Raw genomic sequence first — 21429 nt, forward strand, 5'->3', positions numbered from 1 at the left:
GTTGTTTTTACGGGTGGTTAACTGAGCGGCGAATGTTAACACAATCATGCCTGAACGCGCGAGACGCAGGCAGTTTCAATATCAGCAGGTGAGATCGCATTTTCATGGCAGTGGTTCCTTACAATGGCGTTATTTGAAAGGAGTTTTTTAATGAAGACGGAAAACAAATTATCCGTGCTGGAACTTATTTCTCCTGAAATGAAGGCCGTTGTTAATACTCTTCAGCCCGATTTACCGCCCTGGCCCGCAGCGGGAACGATTACTGAGCAACGGCAGCATTACACACTTGAGCGTCGATTCTGGAATGCTGACGCTCCAGAAATGGCAACCAGAGCTTACGCAGTCCCTACGCCTTATGGCCAGGTGGAAACACGGCTCTACTCGCCGGACGCAGACAGCACCGCGACGCTGTTTTATCTGCATGGCGGCGGTTTTATTCTCGGCAATCTCGATACCCACGATCGCATTATGCGGCTGCTGGCGAACTACACTCAGTGTACGGTGGTTGGTATCAATTACACCCTTTCACCAGAAGCGTGTTTTCCGCAAGCAATAGAGGAAATCGTGGCGTCCTGTTGTCACTTCCACCGACAGGCAAGCGATTATCAAATCAATATGTCACGCATAGGCTTTGCCGGTGATTCCGCGGGCGCGATGCTGGCGCTCGCCAGTGCTTTATGGCTACGAGATAAGCAGATTGATTGCGGTAACGTTGTTGGGGTTTTGCTGTGGTATGGGCTTTACGGATTACGAGATTCCGTAACTCGCCGCCTGTTGGGCGGTGACTGGGATGGTTTAACGCAACAGGATTTGCTGATGTATGAAGAGGCCTATTTAGGTAACAAAGCAGACCGCGAGTCGCCATATTACTGCCTGTTTAATAATGATCTCACTCGCGATATGCCGCCCTGCTTTATCGCGGGCGCAGAGTTTGATCCGCTGCTGGATGACAGTCGCCTGCTTTACCAGACGTTAGCGGCACACCAGCAACCTTGTGAGTTCAAACTCTACTCCGGTACGCTACACGCCTTTTTGCATTATTCACGGATGATGAAAACCGCCGACGATGCTCTACGCGACGGCGCTCGATTCTTTAGCAATAGGTTGCAACCAGATTAGCCATCATTTCGATATGTTCCGGTGTAGCATTAAGCGCCGGAATATATTCATATTTTTTACCGCCCGCACCGAGGAAGACTTCACGGTTTTGCTCAGCAATCTCTTCCAGCGTCTCCAGACAATCCGCAGCAAAGCCCGGACACATCACCTGAATATGACCTACACCTTTTTCTCCGAGCATTTTCAGCGTTTCATCGGTATAAGGCATTAGCCAGGGTTCGCGACCAAAGCGTGACTGAAAGGTCATCATCACTTTTTCCGGTGCCATTCCCAGTGCTGAAGCCAGTTCACGGGTCGTTGTCCGGCAACGTTGCGGGTAGTCATCACCTTCATCCGCATAACGCTGCGGAATGCCGTGATAGGAGAGCAATAGCAGATCCGGCTCGCCATGTTGCGCGAATGATGCACGAACGCTATTCGCTAAAGCATTAATATAATAGGGGTCGTCGGCATAATCGCGAATAAACGAAATGCCGGGAATACTGCGTTTACGCGCCAGAATGCGCGCCAGTTCATCCCATACCGCGCCGACCGTAGAACAGGAGTATTGCGGGTAGAGCGGTAGCACCACGATATGATCGACATGCTCCGCCAGCAGTTCATCCACCGCGCTTTCCAGTGATGGCGAACCATAGCTCATTCCCAGTGCCACCGGTATTTCCGGTAAGCGTTGTGCCAGTGCCTGCTGTTGCTGACGGCTGTAAACCATTAGCGGCGAGCCACCTTCCATCCAGACAGAAGCGTACAGTTTCGCCACGCGCGGCGAACGCAGCGGTAATATCACGCCGCGCAACAATGGCCACCACAACAGCCGTGAGGTATCAACTACGCGTTTGTCGCTTAAAAATTGTTTCAGGTAACGTTTTACCGCTTCAGGAGTGGGGGCATCGGGTGTCCCCAGGTTTGCCAGCAGGATACCGGTTTTTGTCTGACGCATTACCGCCTCTTATCGATTCAACTTGTTGATAATTGTAGCGGAAAAGTGAGGAATAAGAACTAATTGCTGTGAGAGGTATTGCCTGAGGAGGATAAGCAGACCTGCCCGAAAGTAGATCTGCTGACATGTACCATGCCTGATGCGGCGTGAACGCCTTATCAGGCAGAGTGCAAATCAATGGTGACTTAGATTAGCCGAGGATTTTTTCCAGAGCCGCGCGAACTTCAGCAACCGGTTTGGTGCCGTCAACTTTCGCGTATTTGGTGTTGCCCGCTTCTGCTTCTTTGGAGTAGTAGCCGATCAGCGGTGCAGTCATCTGATGGTATTCAACCAGACGTTTACGCACGGTTTCTTCCTGATCGTCTTTACGGGTGGTCAGCTCTTCACCGGTAACGTCGTCTTTGCCTTCTACTTTCGGCGGATTGAATTTAACGTGATAAACACGGCCAGACGGCGCGTGAACGCGGCGACCTACGATACGATCAACGATCAGTTCGTCCGGTACGTCAAATTCCAGAACGTAATCAACATTGATACCCGCTTCTTTCATCGCATCTGCCTGCGGAATGGTACGCGGGAAGCCGTCCAACAGGAAACCGTTACGGCAGTCTTCCTGAGCAATGCGCTCTTTAACCAGCGCGATCACCAGTTCGTCGGTGACCAGTTTGCCAGCGTCCATAATGTCTTTTGCTTGTTTACCCAGCTCGGAGCCAGATTTGACCGCGGCACGCAGCATATCGCCAGTGGAGATTTGCGGAATACCATATTTCTCCATGATGAACTGAGCCTGAGTCCCTTTCCCCGCGCCCGGAGCGCCAAGCAGAATGATACGCATTGCGAAAATCCCCTTAAAATGTGTCGAATTTTTTGAAAAAGCGATAAACGATACCACCAACAGGCGATTGCCTCAAGAAAGGCACCTTGGGCTGAAACGGTTAAGGGGGGATAATTTAAGGAAAGGTGATAAAAAATGCCGGATGACGCTAAGGTCATCCGGCATCGTATTCAACGTTCAGGCCGGAGAAACGCAATCGCGTTACATCCGGTATTACATCAGGAAACCAGAAGCTGGTTCATACGACGAATAAACAGGTTCGGATCTTCCAGCGTACCACGTTCTGCCAGCAGCGCCTGATCCAGCAGCAGTTCTACCCATTCGCTGAACTTCGCGTCATCTTCAGTATCTGCCGCACGTTTCACCAGCACGTGATCCGGGTTCAGTTCGAAGATATATTTCACCTCCGGCACTTTCTGACCCGCCGCGGCGAACAGTTTCGCCATCTGGGTGCTCATTTCGTCGGCGTCGGTCGAAACGATCGCTGGCGTATCGGTCAGACGGTGAGTCAGACGCACATCTTTCACACGATCGCCCAGCAGTGCTTTCACACGATCGATAAACGGCGTCAGCGCTTTTTCTGCTTCTTTCGTGCTTTCATCGACTTCGTCAGCCAATTTTTCCAGCGACTCATCAACTTTAGACACAGACTGGAACGGTTTACCGTCGAACTCAGTCAGATAGTTCATCATCCACTCATCGATGCGGTCGGAAAGCAGCAGGACTTCGATGCCTTTCTTACGCAGCAATTCCAGATGCGGGCTGCTTTTCGCTGCCGCATAGCTGTCTGCGGTGATGTAGTAGATTTTCTCCTGCCCTTCTTTCATGCGGGAAACATAGTCTTCCAGAGACACGGTCTGCGCAGAAGAGTCGGTATGGGTAGAAGCAAAACGCAGCAGTTTGGCAATCGCTTCCTGGTTGGCGAAATCTTCTGCCGGACCTTCTTTCAGCACCAGGCCAAACTGCTGCCAGAAGGTCTGGTATTTTTCCGCATCGTCTTTCGCCAGTTTTTCCAGCATTTGCAGAACGCGTTTGGTCAGCGCATTGCGCAGGTTACGCGTTACCGTGCTGTCCTGAAGGATTTCACGGGAAACGTTCAGCGGCAGATCGCTGGAGTCAATCAGACCACGCACGAAGCGCAGATAGTTCGGCATAAACTGTTCTGCGTCGTCCATGATGAACACGCGTTGTACGTACAGTTTCAGGCCATGTTTGTGATCGCGGTTCCACATATCCCACGGTGCCTGCGACGGGATGTACAGCAGGCTGGTGTACTCCTGCTTACCTTCGACGCGGTTGTGGCTCCAGGTCAGCGGATCGTTAAAGTCGTGGGCGATATGTTTGTAGAACTCTTTGTACTCTTCGTCAGTGATTTCCGACTTGTTACGCGTCCACAGCGCCTGCGCTTTGTTGATTTTCTCCCAGGAAATAACGGTTTCGCCGTCTTTCTCTTCGCGTTTTTCGATCTCTACCGGCAGCGCGATATGGTCAGAGTATTTGCTGATAATGGAGCGTACGCGCCAGTCATCAAGGAACTCATCTTCACCTTCACGCAGATGCAGGGTGATTTCAGTACCGCGATCTTCTTTGGTGATGTCGGCAACGGTGTATTCACCTTCGCCCGCAGATTCCCAGAACACGCCGTTTTCTGGTTTTTCGCCTGCCGCACGGGTGCGCACGGTCACTTTATCGGCAACGATAAACGCAGAGTAGAAACCAACACCAAACTGGCCGATCAACTGGCTATCTTTTGCCTGGTCGGAACCCAGCGATTCGAGGAATGATTTGGTGCCGGATTTAGCGATAGTACCCAGATGATCGATCACTTCATCACGGGTCATCCCCACGCCGTTATCAGAGATGGTCAGCGTGCGCTTGTCTTTATCGAAAGAGACACGAACGCGCAGTTCGCCATCACCTTCGTACAGATCCGGATTAGAGAGCGCACGGAAACGCAACTTGTCCGCCGCATCGGAGGCGTTAGAGATAAGCTCACGCAGGAAAATTTCTTTATTGGAATAGAGAGAATGGATCATCAGATGCAGAAGCTGCTTCACTTCTGACTGAAAACCACGAGTTTCTTGTCCTTTCATGTAGGTCTACCTCAATAATGCCATTTTTAAGGTTAAAAACGGGATGAGGGAGAGATGGGGACAAGGGGGAATAATTTCAAGCGAGAGCAGGTGATCCTGCTCTCGTTTGCTTAAAAACGAATCTTATGGCGTCCGGCAAGGGAGTGTGACAGCGTGGTGCCATCAACCATTTCCAGTTCGCCGCCAACCGGTACGCCATGCGCAATTCGACTGGCTTCAACGTCATATTGCGCGCAAAGCTCGGCAATATAGTTAGCAGTAGCTTCACCTTCGACCGTCGGGTTAGTTGCGAGGATCACTTCAGTGATTTTTTCCTCTGCCAGACGCTGTTCCAGGCGATCGAGACCGATATCGTCCGGGCCAATGCCATCCAGCGGTGACAAGTGCCCCATCAACACAAAATAGCGGCCTGAAAACTGCCCGGTCTGCTCAATGGCGTAGATGTCCGCCGGACTCTCCACCACGCAGATTTGGCCATTTTCCTGACGACGCGGATTTGAACAGATGTTACACACGTCCTGTTCGGTAAAGGTGCGACAATCGGCGCAGTGACCGATTTCCGACATCGCCCGGGTGAGCGCCTGCGCCAGACGCATCCCGCCGCTACGATCGCGCTGAAGCAGCGTGAACGCCATACGCTGCGCCGACTTCGGGCCAACGCCCGGCAGACAGCGCAGTGCTTCCATAAGCTGTGTTAACAGCGGGCTGGTTTGCATCAGAACGGCATCTTAAAGCCTGGTGGCAACTGCATTCCGGAGGAAACAGAGGCCATTTTTTCTTTCTGAGTTTCTTCGATGCGACGTGCTGCGTCGTTGAATGCCGCAGCTACCAGATCTTCCAACATCTCTTTGTCATCTTCCAGCAAGCTTGGATCGATCTCAACACGACGGCAGTTGTGCGCGCCGTTGATGGTCACTTTCACCAGACCTGCGCCGGATTCACCGGTCACTTCCAGCTTCGCGATTTCTTCCTGCATCTGCTGCATTTTTTCTTGCATCTGCTGGGCCTGCTTCATCAGGTTGCCCAGACCGCCTTTACCAAACATAGGTTTCTCTCTCAATCACGTTAAGGATGACGATCATAAGCTGTGCTTACGATCAAATGGGGCGGATACTTTCTTCATCCAGCTCCGCATCGAAGAATCGACGCAGGGTCTGAATATTATTATCCGCAATAATGGACTCGCGCGCCTGCGCAAGTTTTTCTTCGTATATCGCCTGACGCCACTCCAGCGGCGTGCGCACCGCGGGATTATCATCTTCAACGATAGTCAGTTCAACCGTTGAACCCTTTAATGTGCTCAACGCTTCAGCCAGTTTTTGCTGTGCACCGTTGTTATTCAGATGCCGCTGGGAGGAACGCAAATGCAGACATACCGCGTTGCCGTTCTCCTCTTTCCAGGCATTTAATGCCACCTGTTCGACCAGTTTTGGTAGCGAAAGTTGGCTCACCTGAGCGGCCCACGGATCGCGTTCAATGGCTTCTGCCGCCAGCTTTGCCGCCAGTTCCGGCGTTTTTTCATGCTCCAGCGCCTTTTTCAGCGCCTTCGGTGTGGCGACCACTTCTTTTTGCTGCATCACCGGGGTGGTAGCCTTCCAGCGATACGCTTCTTTTTTGACTGGCGCTTTTTCCAGCGCCGATGGCACCGGACGCGCCTGAACGCGATCGGTGACCGAAGCCAGTCTTTCCAGCGCAGCGTTATTCACCGGCCGCGCGCGGGTAGCGGCTGCCGGTTCACTCTTTTTTGCTTTGGTCGCTCCCTGTGCGCGCTGCAGTTGCTGACGCGCCGCCAGCACCTGGCTGGTGGTTTCTGAGAGCGGTACGGTCGGTGCCTGCTGCGGCGGCACTTGCGATGGCGTCATTACCGCCGTTGGCGCGACGGGCGCAAAGGACTGGCGCGGCGCTTCCGGTTCGGGTAGCGGCATACGCGGATGGAATGCCAGCGCGCGCAACAACGTCATCTCAACGCCCATGCGGCGGTCCGGCGCATACGGTAATTCTTTGCGACCAATCAACAGCGTCTGATAGTAAAGCTGAATATCCGTCGGCGGTATGGTGCGCGCCAGTTCACGCATCCGCAGTTCGATGGCCGCCATGTCGTTACCCAGCGCGGCAGGCGAAAGCTGGACCATCGCAATGCGGTGCAGCAGGCCGAGCATTTCCACCAGCAACGCTTCCCACTCGATACCACGGGCTGCGGCATCGTTAATCAGCGTCATTACACGCTCGCCGTTGGCCCCAACCATCGCTTCAACCAACGACAGCGCCTGATCGTCGTCAAGCGTACCCAGCATCGCACTGACCGCCTGGGTTGAAACCTGACCGTCACCGCTGGCAATCGCCTGGTCGGTCAGACTTAAGGCATCTCGCAAGCTGCCTTCAGCGGCGCGCGCCAGCAATTGCAACGCCCGCGGCTCGTAAGCGATATGTTCTTCGTTGAGGATGTGCTCAAGCTGATGGCGAATTTGCTCGACATCCAGCGCCTTGAGATGAAATTGCAGACAGCGTGACAAAATCGTCACCGGCAATTTCTGCGGATCGGTCGTTGCCAGCAGGAACTTGACGTGCTCCGGTGGCTCTTCAAGGGTTTTTAGCAGTGCGTTAAAGCTGTGGCGCGACAGCATATGCACTTCGTCGATCAGATAAACTTTAAAACGACCACGCGCTGGCGCGTACTGGACGTTATCCAGCAGGTCGCGGGTATCTTCGACTTTGGTGCGCGAGGCGGCATCGATCTCAATCAGATCGACAAAGCGCCCCTGCTCGATTTCACGGCAGTTATCGCATACGCCGCACGGCGTTGCGGTAATGCCGGTTTCACAGTTTAGCCCCTTCGCCAGCAGTCGGGCGATAGAGGTTTTTCCGACGCCACGGGTGCCGGAAAAAAGATAAGCATGATGAATACGCCCTAACGACAAGCCGTTCGCCAGTGCGGTCAGCACATGTTCCTGGCCGACGACGTCAGCAAAGGTTTGTGGGCGCCATTTTCGGGCTAAGACCTGATAACTCATTGGCAGGCTCTGAAACGCTGGAAGGTGGATTCACGAAGGGGTAATGCTAACACAGCCCCGTCAGAACGGCGAGGCTGAATGTACATCTTGTACTGCCCACGACGCGGGCTGGCAAAAATTAGTGGCCCGGGAACGGGACAAGGCTATAACAGGTGATGCCTTGATTTTCGAGACGCTGTTCACCGCCGAGATCGAACAGATTAATGATGAACGCTGCGTCGGTGACTTCGCCACCCAGACGACGGATCAGCTTCACGGTCGCCTCAATGGTGCCGCCAGTTGCCAGCAAATCGTCTACGACCAACACTTTGTCGCCTGGTTTAATGGCATCAACATGGATTTCCAGTTTATCGGTGCCATATTCCAGTTCGTAAGTTTCACTGATGGTTTCGCGCGGCAATTTGCCCGGTTTACGTACCGGTACAAAACCTACGCCCAGGCCCAATGCTACCGGAGCACCAAACAAGAAGCCACGTGCTTCGGTGCCCACAACTTTGGTAATACCCGCATTTTTGTAACGCTCAACCAGCAGGTCGATGCTGAGAGCGTAAGCTTTCGGGTCTTCCAGTAAGCTGGTGACATCACGGAACAGAATGCCGGGTTTTGGGTAGTCCTGAATGCTTTTGATGCTATTTTTGAGATACTCAAGCTGCTGTGCAGTCGCGGTCATAAGTGTATGCCTGCTTGTTACGGTGGTACTCACGGCGCGTTTTAAACGTATCAAAAGTAACTTTTGTTTAACCTTTGACCGCCTGCGCCTGTGCTCGAAAACGCCAGAATGTACTGGCTGTGGGCGATAATTGCAACAGCGATTGTTGTGCTTCGCCGTTTTTATTGCTTTTCATCAATCACCGGGATTCGCCACATAAAAATCAACAAACAACCGAGGATGATCAATAGCAGGATGCGTACCCACATCATATGTACAAACCACAACGAAATCGCAAAGGTTACGAGGATCAGTAAAATCGCTCTGGGCTTTGCACCGCGTGGCATTGCATGATATTTCTGCCAGAAGCGTAAATAGCTACCAAACCATGAGCGGTACAGCAACCAGGCGTGAAAGCGCGGGGAAGAACGAGCAAAACACCAGGCAGCCAGCAGGATAAACGGCGTCGTCGGTAATACCGGTAATACCACGCCCAGCGTACCCAGCACTACCGCCAGCCAGCCAATGATGATTAAAATGATTCGTTGCATATTAAGTGTTGTCAGCTTACAGAGTGGCTACTTTAGCATAACAATTATCATTTTCATTGAGGTCTTATCGTGAAAACTACCTTGCTGCTGGAAAAACTGGAAGGTCAGCTCGCCATGCTGCGCCAGCGTTGTGCCCCGGTGGCGCAGTTTGGCACGCTAAGCGCCCGTTTCGACCGGCATCTTTTTCAGACTCGCGCGACGACGTTACAGGCGTGTCTGGCTGAGGCTGGGGACAACCTGACCGCGCTTCATCACGCGGTCGAACGGCAACAACTGCCACAAGTGGCCTGGCTGGCGGAACATCTGGCAGCTCAACTGGAAGCAATTGCCCGTGAAGCGGCGTCCTGGTCGCTGCGCGAATGGGACAGCGCGCCGCCGAAAATCGCCCGCTGGCAGCGTAAACGCATTCAGCATCAGGAGTTTGAGCGGCGGCTACGTGAGATGGTTGCCGAGCGTAAAGCACGTCTGGCACAGGCGACCGATTTAGTCGAACAGCAGACGCTGCATCGTGAGGTTGAAGCCTATGAAGCACGCCTGGTTCGGTGCCGCCATGCGCTGGAAAAAATCGAAAACAGGTTAGCGCGTTTAACTCGCTAACAATGGAGAAAATATGTCACTGGAAAATGCCCCTGACGATGTGAAACTGGCCGTCGATTTGATTGTGCTGTTGGAAGAAAATCAGATCCCAGCCCGCACCGTGCTGCGCGCACTGGATATTGTAAAACGCGATTATGAAAAGAAATTAACGCACGATGATGAGGCGAAAAGTGATAAATAAATGGAGCCGCTAAATGTCCCCGCAGATTGCTGGTAAACGCAAAACTGCCTGATGCGCTACGCTTATCAGGCCTACACCGCTCCTGCAATATAATGAATTTTCGCGGTTTTGTAGGCCGGATAAGGCGGTCACTCCGCATCCGGCATGAACAACGCGCACTTTGTCAGTAATCTCGGGGCAACTCAATGCTGCCCCTTTTGTTATTACCCTACCGCAGGCGTCGGATCATCGCCTTTGTAGTCGCGCTTCACTTCAGTCACTTCATCGCCCTTCTCGTTGTGCAGATGCACTTCAAGCTGGTTAAAGGCAATGTTGATGTCGTTTTCGCGGCACAACTGATCAATGGTGCGGTTCAGTTCATCGACAGTGCGGCTGCGGTCACGCAGTTCACGAACATACAAACGCAGCTCATGATCCAGCGTGCTGGCACCAAACGCAGTGAAGAAGACTTCCGGCATGGGTTCGTGCATCACCCTTGGATGCTCCGCCGCCGCCTGAAGCAGTACTCTGCGTACTTTTTCCAGATCAGAACCGTAAGCCACACCGAGGCGGATCACCAGACGGGTGGTGGTGTCGGTTAACGACCAGTTGATCAGACGCTCGGTAACAAACGCTTTGTTCGGGATAATCACTTCTTTGCGATCGAAATCTGTAATGGTGGTAGCACGAATACGGATCTTACTGACCGTCCCGGAGAAAGTGCCGATGGTTACTGTATCGCCAATGCGCACCGGACGTTCGAACAGGATGATCAAACCCGAGACAAAGTTACCGAAGATCTCTTGTAAACCAAAACCCAGACCTACAGATAATGCCGCCGCCAGCCACTGGAGTTTATCCCACGATACGCCAAGCGACCCAAACACGGTCATCGCGCCAACGGCTATGATGATGTAGTTAAGGATGGTCGTAATGGCATACGACGCGCCCTGACGCATATTCAGCCGCGACAGCACCAGCACTTCCAGCAAACCTGGCAGGTTGCGGATCAGCGCCCAGGCCACCATTGAGGCGATAATCGCAAACAGCAGGCTGCCCATCGTCACATTTTTCACCACCGCAGCCCCGGCTTCAGTGCCGTTGTAATGCCACAGGGTGATGCTGTCGAGATAGCTGAATACGGTGATTAAATCGGACCAAATCGCCCAGAACATCAAACCAAACAGCGCAAACATCAGCAACATCGTAATACGCAACGTCTGCTGGTTGACTTGCTCCAGCGCGATGGTTGGCTCTTCCGGCGGCTCGGCACCTTCGGCCCCTTCTTTCACCAGATTCTGCCGACGCGCCAGCGCACGACGCCAGGCGATACGCCGTGCCGCCACGCTTAACCCACGCAGCACTGTCTGGTACAGCAAGTTCCAGACGATTACCAGATACACCGTTTCAATCCAACGCCCGGAGAGGCGCAGCGTAGTGTAGAAATAGCCTGTTGCAGTCAGCACCATCAGCGCAATCGGGATGATCGACAGCACGGTAATGGTGACCAGACGCATGGTGTGGGATTCTTTATCACGCCAGCTTTCACGGCACATTGGCCATACCAGGAAGGCGATCAGCAGCAGGTTAAAGAAAATCATCGCCTGCCCCAGCACATCATCCATCAAATGCAGCGGGGAGAGTTCTGCTACCACAGACCAGAAATGGATTGGCAACAACGCGAGGCTGATGCGAACAATCTGCCGACGCCAGTGGCTGGTCTGTTGCTCTGGCATACCAAAGTGACGAACCGCAACGCCGTTTTTCTCCAGCACTTTCCAGCACAGGCCAAACACCAGCCAGAAAATCGCCAGTTTTTTGCTGAACGCCCACAGTAATTCACTGATGTTGAGCTGCATGGTCAGCAGAATCAGACCAACGGCGAGAATAATCAGACACACCGGCAGCGCGCGAATCAGGTCGATAAGAATCGCTTTTGGTGTGTTGAGCTGGCTATCGTTACGCAGGGAACCTACGGCGGAAGCCAGTTTTTGCTGATACGCTTTCAGCCAACCCAGACGCCAGTGGATCAGCCCGGCAATTAACAGCAGCGGTAAACCGGCAAGGAAAGCGATAAATACGGCGGGCCAGGCTTTTTCCCAGTTCACCGTAATTTTCATCGACTTGAATTCATCCTGCAGCGTTTGCGGGAACGCCTTAATCCAGTCCCAGTCCATCGGACGGTTACTGTTCACCCAGAAAATTTGCTGGGTCAGGATAGATTTCAGGTTTTTCGACACGCTCATTAACTGCTGCTGGTTGATTTGCAGGTTAATGGCCATCATCAGTTGGTTACCCAACTGTTTGTTTAGCTGATCCAGCAGTTCACGACGCATATCTACCACTTGCAACAGTGCGTCACGGACTTCATCGTTGACTTCGTTAGCATGGCCCTCTTCCAGTTTGGCCACATAAGCATCGCTCTGGAACAGTGCATCACGTTGCTGGTTGACTTCGAACTGTTCGAGACGCAAATCCGCGATGCGGTTGGTCATGTTTTCCAGTTCATCCGCCGACGGCAGCGTTTGTTGTTGTTGGTAAAGAATACGGGACAACAGCAGGCTGCCCTTCAGGACAGAAATCTGCTCTTTAATATTGCGTTCCGATTGCAGCGCCCGCTCCAGCCAGTTTTTAACTTTGATGTTTTGCTGCATCAACTGATTGCCGTTTTCTGTGGCGCTAATCAGACGCTGACTTAATTGCTGGTTAATTTCCAGTTCCTGCTTCACCAGCGGGTTAGCCTGAATACGCGCAGCTTCGTCCGGCGTTGCCGCTTCCTGCGCTGTTTTTTCAGTTAATGTCAGGCGCTTGCTGTTCACCGCCTCCTGCAACAGTTGCAGTTGATGTTCCAGACGCGTGCTGTTCGCCGTCACGTAATCGCGTTGCTTTTGTAGGGTATCCTGTAAGACGGTGTTCCCTTCCAGGCTTTTACGTTGCTGGTCAATCTCGGCATTCAGCAAAACCTGCTGCGCCTGCATCAACACTTTCTGGCTGGGACGTAAAGCCGCCTCACCAACCTCAGTGCCATCCAGACGGCTGCGAATTTGTTGCAACTGCTGCGAGGCGGTATACATCGCATTTTGCACGCGTTCGGGCTGCGTCTGTAATGAAACCAACTGGCTGTTATAAGAAGCCAGATCGTTTTGTGCGTTTTGCAACTCGTCCAGCGCCTGCGAAACGCGAGACTCCAACTGACGTAACGACAGCGTACTCAACGTCTTACGGGTTTCTTCGTCGTTATCCACATCGCCAAGCGCAGTTAACGCAGCAGTCGCCTGGCGCATTTTCTCTGGTGCTTCGGCAACTTTTTGCCGTAATTGCACCGTTTCTTCTTTTACACGCTCGATTTTCTCAAGAGTGGCTAATGTGTCAGTAACATCTTGCTGTACCAGCTTATCCTGGGCAGAAAGATCTTTTTGTTTATTAAGCGAGTCAAGTTGTGCCTGTAGATCCGCTTTCGTCGGTAGATCACCATTCGATGACGCCCGCGCAAAGGCCGTGTTCTGGCATAACAAGACCAAAACAAAAGCAATAAATGCTGAAAAAACAAAATGTCGTGATCGTTTGTAATACTGGAACATAGTCATGATGAGTGAAGGTTTCTGAACCTGAAGAACGACCTGAAATAGTCAAGCGGCTAGAATAGCACGGCGTGGAGAACCAGAATAGCAACAGCGAAAATGTCCAGGATAAATCCTGGAGTCTGATTCAGGATTTTTCGTTGGCGGCAGGTGCACGAAGCGTGGGACAAAGGAGATACATTTCCAGCAATATAGCAACGTAATCGCGGGCTTCTTTTTTGAGATCAAAAGATTGCGGGGCAAACAGCCAATTTTCCATTAAACCGGAAATATAGCCGCGCATAATAATTGCTGCGCGACGCGTCATTAAATCCGCGGGCAGCATTTTCGCTTCAATACAATGTCTTAACGTTTGTTCTATACGGTCATAACTTTCAAGACAGAGATTACGTTGTGCCTGCTGAACGACTGCCATTTCTCCGACAAATTCGCATTTATGGAATATAATCTCCATCAATAAGCGCCGCCGCTCTTCTGTCACCGTCGATTCAAGAACATGAATTAGTATTTCTCTTAACACAGAGAGTGGATCGCCAGGGAATTTTGCCTGATACTCAAGCTCTAGTTCACCAATATTGGATTCTGACAGCTCCCAGATCTCACTGAATAAATCCGACTTATCTTTAAAATGCCAGTAGATTGCACCACGCGTAACGCCTGCTGCTTTTGCAATCTCTCCCAGTGAGGTGGATGATACCCCCTGCTGTGAGAAAAGACGTAGAGCCACATCGAGGATGTGTTGGCGTGTTTCTTGCGCTTCTTGTTTGGTTTTTCGTGCCATATGTTAGTGAATTTACAGGCGTTAGATTTACATACATTTATGAATGTATGTACCATAGCACGACGATAATATAAACGCAGCAATGGGTTTATCGACTTTTGACCATTGACCAATTTGAAATCGGACACTCGAGGTTTACATATGAACAAAAACAGAGGGTTTACGCCTCTGGCGATCGTTCTGATGCTCTCAGGCAGCTTAGCGCTTACAGGATGTGACGACAAACAGGCCCAACAAGGTGGCCAGCAGATGCCCGCCGTTGGGGTAGTAACAGTCAAAACTGAACCTCTGCAGATCACAACCGAGCTTCCGGGCCGCACCAGTGCTTTCCGGATCGCAGAAGTTCGTCCTCAAGTTAGCGGGATCATCCTGAAGCGTAATTTCAAAGAAGGTAGCGACATCGAAGCGGGGGTATCTCTCTATCAGATTGATCCTGCTACCTACCAGGCAGCTTACGATAGTGCAAAAGGCGATCTGGCTAAAGCGCAAGCAGCAGCCAATATCGCGCAGTTGACTGTTAATCGTTACCAGAAGCTGCTGGGTACTCAGTACATCAGTAAGCAGGAGTACGATCAGGCACTGGCAGATGCACAACAGGCAAATGCTGCTGTCACTGCGGCGAAAGCGGCGGTTGAAACCGCACGAATCAATCTGGCTTATACCAAAGTCACCTCTCCGATTACCGGCCGTATTGGTAAATCGAACGTGACGGAAGGCGCATTGGTGCAAAACGGTCAGGCGACTGCGCTGGCAACCGTGCAACAACTTGATCCGATCTACGTTGATGTGACTCAGTCCAGTAACGACTTCCTGCGTCTGAAACAGGAACTCGCTAACGGCACACTGAAGCAAGAGAACGGCAAAGCTAAAGTGTCGCTGATCACCAGTGACGGTATTAAGTTCCCGCAGGATGGTACGCTGGAGTTCTCTGACGTTACCGTCGATCAGACCACCGGATCTATCACGTTACGCGCCATTTTCCCGAACCCGGATCACACCCTGCTGCCGGGTATGTTCGTGCGTGCACGTCTGGAAGAAGGGCTTAATCCAAACGCCATTTTAGTTCCGCAACAAGGGGTAACTCGTACACCACGCGGCGAAGCTACCGTACTGGTGGTTGGCGCGGATGACAAAGTGGAAACTCGTCCGATCGTCGCCAGCCAGGCCATTGGCGATAAGTGGCTGGTGACTGAGGGTCTGAAAGCAGGCGAACGCGTAGTAGTAAGTGGGCTGCAGAAAGTGCGTCCTGGTGTCCAGGTGAAAGCACAAGAGATAACCGCTGATAACAACCAGCAAGACGCAAGCGGTGCTCAGCCTGAACAGTCCAAGTCTTAACTTAAACAGGAGCCGTTAAGACATGCCTAATTTCTTTATTGATCGCCCGATTTTTGCGTGGGTGATCGCCATCATCATCATGTTGGCAGGGGGGCTGGCGATCCTCAAACTGCCGGTGGCGCAATATCCTACGATTGCACCGCCGGCAGTAACGATCTCCGCTTCCTATCCTGGCGCTGATGCAAAAACAGTGCAGGATACTGTTACACAGGTTATCGAACAGAATATGAACGGTATCGATAACCTGATGTACATGTCATCCAATAGTGACTCCACGGGTACTGTGCAGATCACTCTGACCTTTGAGTCTGGTACTGATGCGGATATCGCGCAGGTTCAGGTGCAGAACAAACTGCAACTGGCAATGCCGTTACTGCCGCAGGAAGTACAGCAGCAAGGGGTGAGTGTTGAGAAATCTTCCAGTAGCTTCCTGATGGTTGTCGGCGTTATCAACACCGACGGCACCATGACGCAGGAGGATATCTCTGACTACGTAGCGGCAAATATGAAAGATGCCATCAGCCGTACATCGGGCGTCGGTGACGTTCAGTTGTTCGGTTCCCAGTACGCGATGCGTATCTGGATGAACCCGAATGAACTGAACAAATACCAGTTAACGCCGGTTGATGTTATTACCGCAATCAAAGCACAGAACGCCCAGGTAGCTGCCGGTCAGCTCGGTGGTACGCCGCCGGTTAAAGGCCAGCAGCTTAACGCCTCTATTATTGCTCAGACGCGTCTGACCTCCACTGAAGAGTTCGGCAAAATTCTGCTGAAAGTGAATCAGGATGGTTCCCGCGTACTGCTGCGTGATGTGGCGAAAATTGAGCTGGGTGGTGAAAACTACGACATCATCGCGGAATTTAACGGACAACCGGCTTCTGGTCTGGGTATCAAGCTGGCGACCGGTGCAAACGCGCTGGATACCGCCTCAGCAATCCGGGCTGAACTGGCGAAGATGGAGCCGTTTTTCCCGTCGGGTCTGAAAATCGTTTATCCATACGACACTACGCCGTTCGTGAAAATCTCCATTCACGAAGTAGTGAAAACCCTGGTCGAAGCAATCATCCTCGTGTTCCTGGTAATGTATCTGTTCTTGCAGAACTTCCGCGCGACGTTGATTCCGACCATTGCTGTACCGGTGGTATTGCTGGGAACATTTGCCGTCCTTGCTGCCTTTGGTTTCTCGATAAACACGCTAACAATGTTCGGGATGGTGCTCGCTATCGGCCTGTTGGTGGATGACGCCATCGTTGTGGTAGAAAACGTTGAACGTGTGATGGCAGAAGAAGGTCTGCCGCCGAAAGAAGCCACTCGTAAGTCAATGGGGCAGATTCAGGGCGCACTGGTTGGTATCGCGATGGTGCTGTCGGCTGTATTTATACCGATGGCCTTCTTTGGCGGCTCAACTGGTGCAATCTATCGTCAGTTCTCCATTACCATTGTTTCCGCAATGGCATTGTCAGTACTGGTGGCGTTGATCCTGACTCCGGCGCTTTGTGCGACCATGCTAAAACCTATCGCTAAAGGCGATCATGGGGAAGGTAAAAAAGGCTTCTTCGGCTGGTTTAACCGCATGTTCGAAAAGAGCACGCACCACTATACCGACAGCGTAGGCGGTATTCTGCGCAGTACGGGGCGTTATCTGGTGCTGTATCTGATCATTGTTGTCGGCATGGCCTATCTGTTCGTGCGTCTGCCAAGCTCCTTCTTGCCAGATGAAGACCAGGGCGTGTTTATGACCATGGTCCAACTGCCTGCAGGTGCAACACAAGAACGCACGCAAAAAGTGCTCAACGAGGTGACGAATTACTATCTGACCAAAGAAAAGAACAACGTTGAATCGGTGTTCGCCGTTAACGGCTTCGGCTTTGCGGGACGTGGTCAGAACACGGGTATTGCGTTCGTTTCGTTGAAGGACTGGGCTGACCGTCCGGGTGATGAGAACAAAGTTGAAGCGATTACCACGCGTGCAACGCGTGCCTTCTCGCAAATTAAAGATGCGATGGTGTTCGCCTTTAACCTGCCAGCGATTGTGGAACTGGGTACGGCAACCGGCTTTGACTTTGAGCTGATTGACCAGGCGGGCCTCGGCCACGAAAAACTGACCCAGGCACGTAACCAGTTGCTGGGCGAAGCAGCGAAGCACCCTGATCTGCTGACCAGCGTGCGTCCGAACGGCCTGGAAGATACGCCGCAGTTTAAGATTGATATCGACCAGGAAAAAGCTCAGGCACTGGGTGTTTCTATTAACGACATTAACACCACCCTGGGGGCTGCATGGGGCGGCAGCTACGTGAACGACTTTATCGACCGCGGTCGTGTGAAGAAAGTTTACGTAATGTCAGAAGCGAAATACCGCATGCTGCCGGAAGATATCGGTAACTGGTATGTTCGTGCTGCTGATGGTCAGATGGTGCCATTCTCAGCGTTCTCCTCTTCACATTGGGAATACGGTTCGCCGCGTCTGGAACGTTACAACGGTCTGCCATCCATGGAGATCTTAGGTCAGGCGGCACCGGGTAAGAGTACCGGTGAAGCGATGGCGCTGATGGAACAACTGGCGAGTAAGCTGCCTACGGGGGTTGGCTACGACTGGACGGGGATGTCCTATCAGGAACGCCTCTCCGGTAACCAGGCACCTTCGCTGTACGCGATTTCGTTGATTGTCGTGTTCCTGTGTCTGGCGGCACTGTATGAGAGCTGGTCAATTCCGTTCTCCGTTATGCTGGTTGTTCCGCTGGGGGTTATCGGTGCATTGCTGGCAGCCACCTTCCGTGGCTTAACCAACGACGTTTACTTCCAGGTGGGCCTGCTCACAACCATTGGGTTGTCAGCGAAGAACGCGATACTTATCGTCGAATTCGCCAAAGACTTGATGGATAAAGAAGGTAAAGGTCTGATTGAAGCTACTCTGGATGCGGTGCGAATGCGTTTACGTCCGATCCTGATGACTTCACTGGCGTTTATCCTCGGTGTTATGCCGCTGGTTATCAGTACTGGTGCTGGTTCCGGCGCACAGAACGCAGTTGGTACTGGTGTAATGGGCGGCATGGTGACCGCAACGGTACTGGCGATCTTCTTCGTTCCGGTGTTCTTTGTGGTGGTTCGCCGCCGCTTTAGCCGCAAGAATGAAGATATCGAACACAACCATACTGTCGATCATCATTGATAAAACTCGTAATCACTAAGGCCGCGCAAGCGGCCTTTTTAATACGTATAATCTTAAAGTCACAATGTTTACAGCTAAGGTTTCAAACGGAGGGTAGTTTTAACGCGGCATAAAATTCATAAAAAATGCCTATTGTTAGTTAATTTATATTAAGTCGCGCTAATAGGTATAATAACCCATAGACATCTAGAGGCTATTCTTAATTATTTGCGGCAATTCTTTATTTATTCATGTCAATTACATCATAATCAGAGCAATCCTAGGTATTAGTGTGACAAATTCCCATACCATTTTATCAGCCGCGATGCGAGAATCCTGATTACGTTATGAATAGCATCAAACTAACTGCTTTAGGCTTTACGTGGTTGGTGCCAGGATGAAGAAGTAAGCCTTTTCCCTCTCCTCCTCCTAATTGTAATTTTTCGTAATAATGCGATGAAAACCTTCAAAGAGTGGATTATAGTTAATCTAACAAATGTGAGGGCAAGTCCAGGTCAGTAAGTTTTCCCATCCCGAAAGGTGTCCGTTAGTTCAATCGCTAAGAAGGGGACGCGTTATGGATGAATACTCACCAAAAAGACATGATATTGCACAGCTTAAGTTTCTTTGCGAAACCCTGTATCATGACTGTCTTGCAAACCTTGAAGAAAGCAATCATGGTTGGGTTAACGACCCTACCTCGGCTATCAATCTGCAACTTAATGAACTCATTGAGCATATTGCAACCTTCGCGCTTAATTACAAAATTAAGTATAATGAAGACAATAAGCTCATTGAGCAGATAGATGAATATCTGGACGACACCTTTATGTTGTTCAGTAGTTATGGTATTAATATGCAGGATCTCCAGAAATGGCGGAAGTCAGGTAACCGACTGTTCCGTTGTTTCGTGAATGCCACGAAAGAGAATCCTGCAAGTTTATCTTGTTCGAATTATTACAACCATGGGTAGAAGTATGTCCGATAAACCTTTAACAAAAACCGATTATTTGATGCGTTTGCGTCGTTGTCAGACAATTGACACGCTGGAACGTGTTATCGAGAAAAATAAATACGAACTATCAGATAATGAACTGGCGGTATTTTACTCAGCCGCAGATCACCGCCTTGCAGAATTGACCATGAATAAGCTTTACGACAAGATCCCTTCCTCGGTGTGGAAATTTATTCGATAACTCAATTAGTATAAAATCAGGCTATAACAGTCTGTTTATTAAGTATATTCTATTTTTTCCATGAAGACATTCCTCATGTGATCTCCATCACACAGAAGTAACGGGAACGTTCTCTTCATTGGCTTTTTGCATTACTGTGTTGCCGCATTTTCAGCAACCAGGATGTTTGTAATGAGCACAGAAAAAGAAAAGATGATTGCTGGTGAGTTGTATTGCTCGGCAGATGAGACTTTATCTCGCGATCGCCTGCGCGCTCGTCAGCTTATTCACCAATACAACCATTCCGCGCCGGAAGATCAATCACTACGCCAACAAATTCTCACCGATTTACTCGGCTAGGTTGCGGATGCGTATATTGAGCCTTCCTTTCGTTGCGACTATGGCTATAACATTTTCCTCGGTAAAGGGTTTTACGCAAATTTCGATTGCGTAATGCTTGATGTCTGCCCTATTCGTATTGGCGATAATTGCATTCTGGCTCCGGGCGTTCATATTTATACCGCTACACACCCTGTCGATCCTGTAGAACGTAATGCTGGTGGTGAACTGGGGAAACCGGTGACTATCGGTAATAACGTCTGGATTGGGGGGCGTGCCATCATTAACCCGGGCGTTACCATTGGCGATAACGTCGTAGTGGCATCAGGTGCGGTCGTCACAAAAGATATCCCGGACAACGTCGTCGTGGGCGGCAACCCAGCCAGAATCATTAAAAAGTTGTAACTACAATTTGCAACTGTTATGCAAAATTGTGGCAAATCTGTTACTTTCTTCATATCATTCCCACGTTAAAATAGGGTGTTCACTGGAAAGTTGCAGATACCACGAAGGCAAAAGATGACTGAAATACAACGCCTGCTAACCGAAACGATTGATTCTCTGAATACGCGCGAAAAACGCGACAACAAACCCCGCTTTAGTATCAGTTTTATCCGCAAACATCCGGGGCTGTTTATCGGCATGTATGTTGCTTTTTTTGCCACACTGGCGGTAATGTTGCAGTCCCAAACGCTGTCAGATTCAGTCTGGCTACTGGTTGTGTTATTCATCCTGCTTAACGGTTTCTTCTTTTTCGATGTCTACCCACGCTACCGCTATGAAGATATCGACGTGCTCGATTTTCGGGTTTGCTATAACGGCGAATGGTATAACACGCGATTTGTCCCTGCTGCGCTGGTTGAAGCCATACTGAACTCGCCGCGTGTCGCGAATATCCACAAAGAACAACTGCAAAAAATGATCGCCCGTAAAGGTGAACTGTCTTTTTACGATATATTCACCCTCACCCGCACCGAAGTAACATCTTAAGTTAGGTTTTCCCACCAGGTGTAAACCTCTACGCCTGGTCAATTGACAACGATCGTTGCCACCTGTCACTGCATGAAATCCCCGTCCTAACCACTGATCTCTTGCCAGCCTTTTTTCACGATCAG

At 51.0% G+C, this 21429-nt stretch carries 18 protein-coding genes, 1 pseudogene and 1 other annotated feature; of the genes and pseudogenes, 9 read left to right on the top strand and 10 right to left on the bottom strand.

Features of this window, described 5'->3' with window-relative positions; translation table 11 throughout:
• Positions 1-150: 150 nt before the first annotated feature.
• The gene (gene aes, locus C7B16_RS03715; protein WP_107179377.1) at positions 151-1119 is read left to right on the top strand and encodes an acetyl esterase; all 969 of its coding nucleotides are present in this window, start codon (positions 151-153) and stop codon (positions 1117-1119) included.
• Here the strand turns inward: aes and hemH are convergent.
• The 8 genes from hemH to C7B16_RS03765 all read right to left on the bottom strand — a co-directional run bounded on the left by hemH (position 1094) and on the right by C7B16_RS03765 (position 9195).
• The gene (gene hemH, locus C7B16_RS03720) at positions 1094-2056 is read right to left on the bottom strand and encodes a ferrochelatase (RefSeq protein WP_001250069.1); all 963 of its coding nucleotides are present in this window, start codon (positions 2054-2056) and stop codon (positions 1094-1096) included. The two genes, aes and hemH, sit on opposite strands and share 26 nt — an antisense overlap.
• Before the next feature lie 190 nt (positions 2057-2246).
• On the bottom strand, positions 2247-2891 hold the full coding sequence (gene adk, locus C7B16_RS03725) for an adenylate kinase (protein ID WP_001313630.1): 645 nt from the start codon (positions 2889-2891) through the stop codon (positions 2247-2249).
• Positions 2892-3109: 218 nt separating this feature from the next.
• The gene (gene htpG, locus C7B16_RS03735; protein WP_000678206.1) at positions 3110-4984 is read right to left on the bottom strand and encodes a molecular chaperone HtpG; all 1875 of its coding nucleotides are present in this window, start codon (positions 4982-4984) and stop codon (positions 3110-3112) included.
• Between the two features lie 110 nt (positions 4985-5094).
• Positions 5095-5700 carry a recombination mediator RecR gene (gene recR, locus C7B16_RS03740; protein WP_001195021.1) on the bottom strand — a complete coding sequence of 202 codons (606 nt, stop codon included), beginning with the start codon at positions 5698-5700 and terminating at the stop codon, positions 5095-5097.
• Positions 5700-6029 (bottom strand): YbaB/EbfC family nucleoid-associated protein, encoded by a 330-nt coding sequence (locus tag C7B16_RS03745; RefSeq protein WP_001515903.1) that lies wholly within the window; start codon positions 6027-6029, stop codon positions 5700-5702. Before C7B16_RS03745 ends, recR begins: the two co-directional genes overlap by 1 nt.
• A gap of 52 nt (positions 6030-6081) precedes the next feature.
• Positions 6082-7995 (bottom strand): DNA polymerase III subunit gamma/tau, encoded by a 1914-nt coding sequence (gene dnaX / locus C7B16_RS03750; protein WP_107179378.1) that lies wholly within the window; start codon positions 7993-7995, stop codon positions 6082-6084.
• Positions 6685-6749, bottom strand: a sequence feature (DnaX frameshifting element). (Overlaps the previous gene by 65 nt.)
• Positions 7996-8113: 118 nt before the next feature.
• Positions 8114-8665, bottom strand: coding sequence for an adenine phosphoribosyltransferase (gene apt, locus C7B16_RS03755; RefSeq protein WP_001515901.1), 552 nt, complete (start codon positions 8663-8665; stop codon positions 8114-8116).
• A gap of 161 nt (positions 8666-8826) precedes the next feature.
• Complete coding sequence (locus tag C7B16_RS03765) at positions 8827-9195, bottom strand: DUF454 family protein (RefSeq protein ID WP_001188908.1); 369 nt, start codon at positions 9193-9195, stop codon at positions 8827-8829.
• 69 nt (positions 9196-9264) lie between these two features.
• On the opposite strand from C7B16_RS03765, the gene priC reads away from it, so the two are divergent.
• Positions 9265-9792: a primosomal replication protein N'' gene (gene priC, locus C7B16_RS03770; RefSeq protein ID WP_000858960.1), complete on the top strand. Its 528-nt coding sequence runs from the start codon at positions 9265-9267 to the stop codon at positions 9790-9792.
• A gap of 13 nt (positions 9793-9805) precedes the next feature.
• Positions 9806-9973 carry a pleiotropic regulatory protein RsmS gene (gene rsmS, locus C7B16_RS03775; RefSeq protein WP_000051145.1) on the top strand — a complete coding sequence of 56 codons (168 nt, stop codon included), beginning with the start codon at positions 9806-9808 and terminating at the stop codon, positions 9971-9973.
• A gap of 203 nt (positions 9974-10176) precedes the next feature.
• On the opposite strand, the gene mscK is transcribed toward rsmS, so the two are convergent.
• Both mscK and acrR read right to left on the bottom strand, forming a co-directional pair.
• Positions 10177-13539, bottom strand: a complete 3363-nt coding sequence (gene mscK / locus C7B16_RS03780) for a mechanosensitive channel MscK (protein ID WP_000177768.1) — start codon at positions 13537-13539, stop codon at positions 10177-10179.
• 121 nt (positions 13540-13660) lie between these two features.
• Positions 13661-14314, bottom strand: coding sequence for a multidrug efflux transporter transcriptional repressor AcrR (acrR, locus tag C7B16_RS03790; RefSeq protein WP_000101742.1), 654 nt, complete (start codon positions 14312-14314; stop codon positions 13661-13663).
• Positions 14315-14455: 141 nt separating this feature from the next.
• Between acrR and acrA the strand changes: the two genes are divergently transcribed.
• The 6 genes and pseudogenes from acrA to C7B16_RS03820 all read left to right on the top strand — a co-directional run bounded on the left by acrA (position 14456) and on the right by C7B16_RS03820 (position 21304).
• Entirely contained in the window at positions 14456-15649 is a 1194-nt protein-coding gene (gene acrA, locus C7B16_RS03795; RefSeq protein ID WP_001515899.1) for a multidrug efflux RND transporter periplasmic adaptor subunit AcrA, read from the top strand.
• Positions 15650-15671: 22 nt separating this feature from the next.
• Positions 15672-18821, top strand: a complete 3150-nt coding sequence (gene acrB / locus C7B16_RS03800; protein WP_001132495.1) for an efflux RND transporter permease AcrB — start codon at positions 15672-15674, stop codon at positions 18819-18821.
• A gap of 556 nt (positions 18822-19377) precedes the next feature.
• Positions 19378-19773: an Hha toxicity modulator TomB gene (gene tomB, locus C7B16_RS03805; protein ID WP_000344801.1), complete on the top strand. Its 396-nt coding sequence runs from the start codon at positions 19378-19380 to the stop codon at positions 19771-19773.
• 4 nt (positions 19774-19777) lie between these two features.
• Positions 19778-19996 (top strand): HHA domain-containing protein, encoded by a 219-nt coding sequence (locus C7B16_RS03810; protein ID WP_001280991.1) that lies wholly within the window; start codon positions 19778-19780, stop codon positions 19994-19996.
• 171 nt (positions 19997-20167) lie between these two features.
• Positions 20168-20719 (top strand): annotated as a pseudogene (gene maa, locus C7B16_RS03815) (maltose O-acetyltransferase).
• 114 nt (positions 20720-20833) lie between these two features.
• The gene (locus C7B16_RS03820) at positions 20834-21304 is read left to right on the top strand and encodes a YlaC family protein (protein ID WP_001515897.1); all 471 of its coding nucleotides are present in this window, start codon (positions 20834-20836) and stop codon (positions 21302-21304) included.
• The last annotated feature ends 125 nt before the right edge of the window (positions 21305-21429 follow it).

Source organism: Escherichia sp. 20412-1 (assembly GCF_003027595.1).
GTDB classification, from domain to species: domain Bacteria; phylum Pseudomonadota; class Gammaproteobacteria; order Enterobacterales; family Enterobacteriaceae; genus Escherichia; species Escherichia marmotae.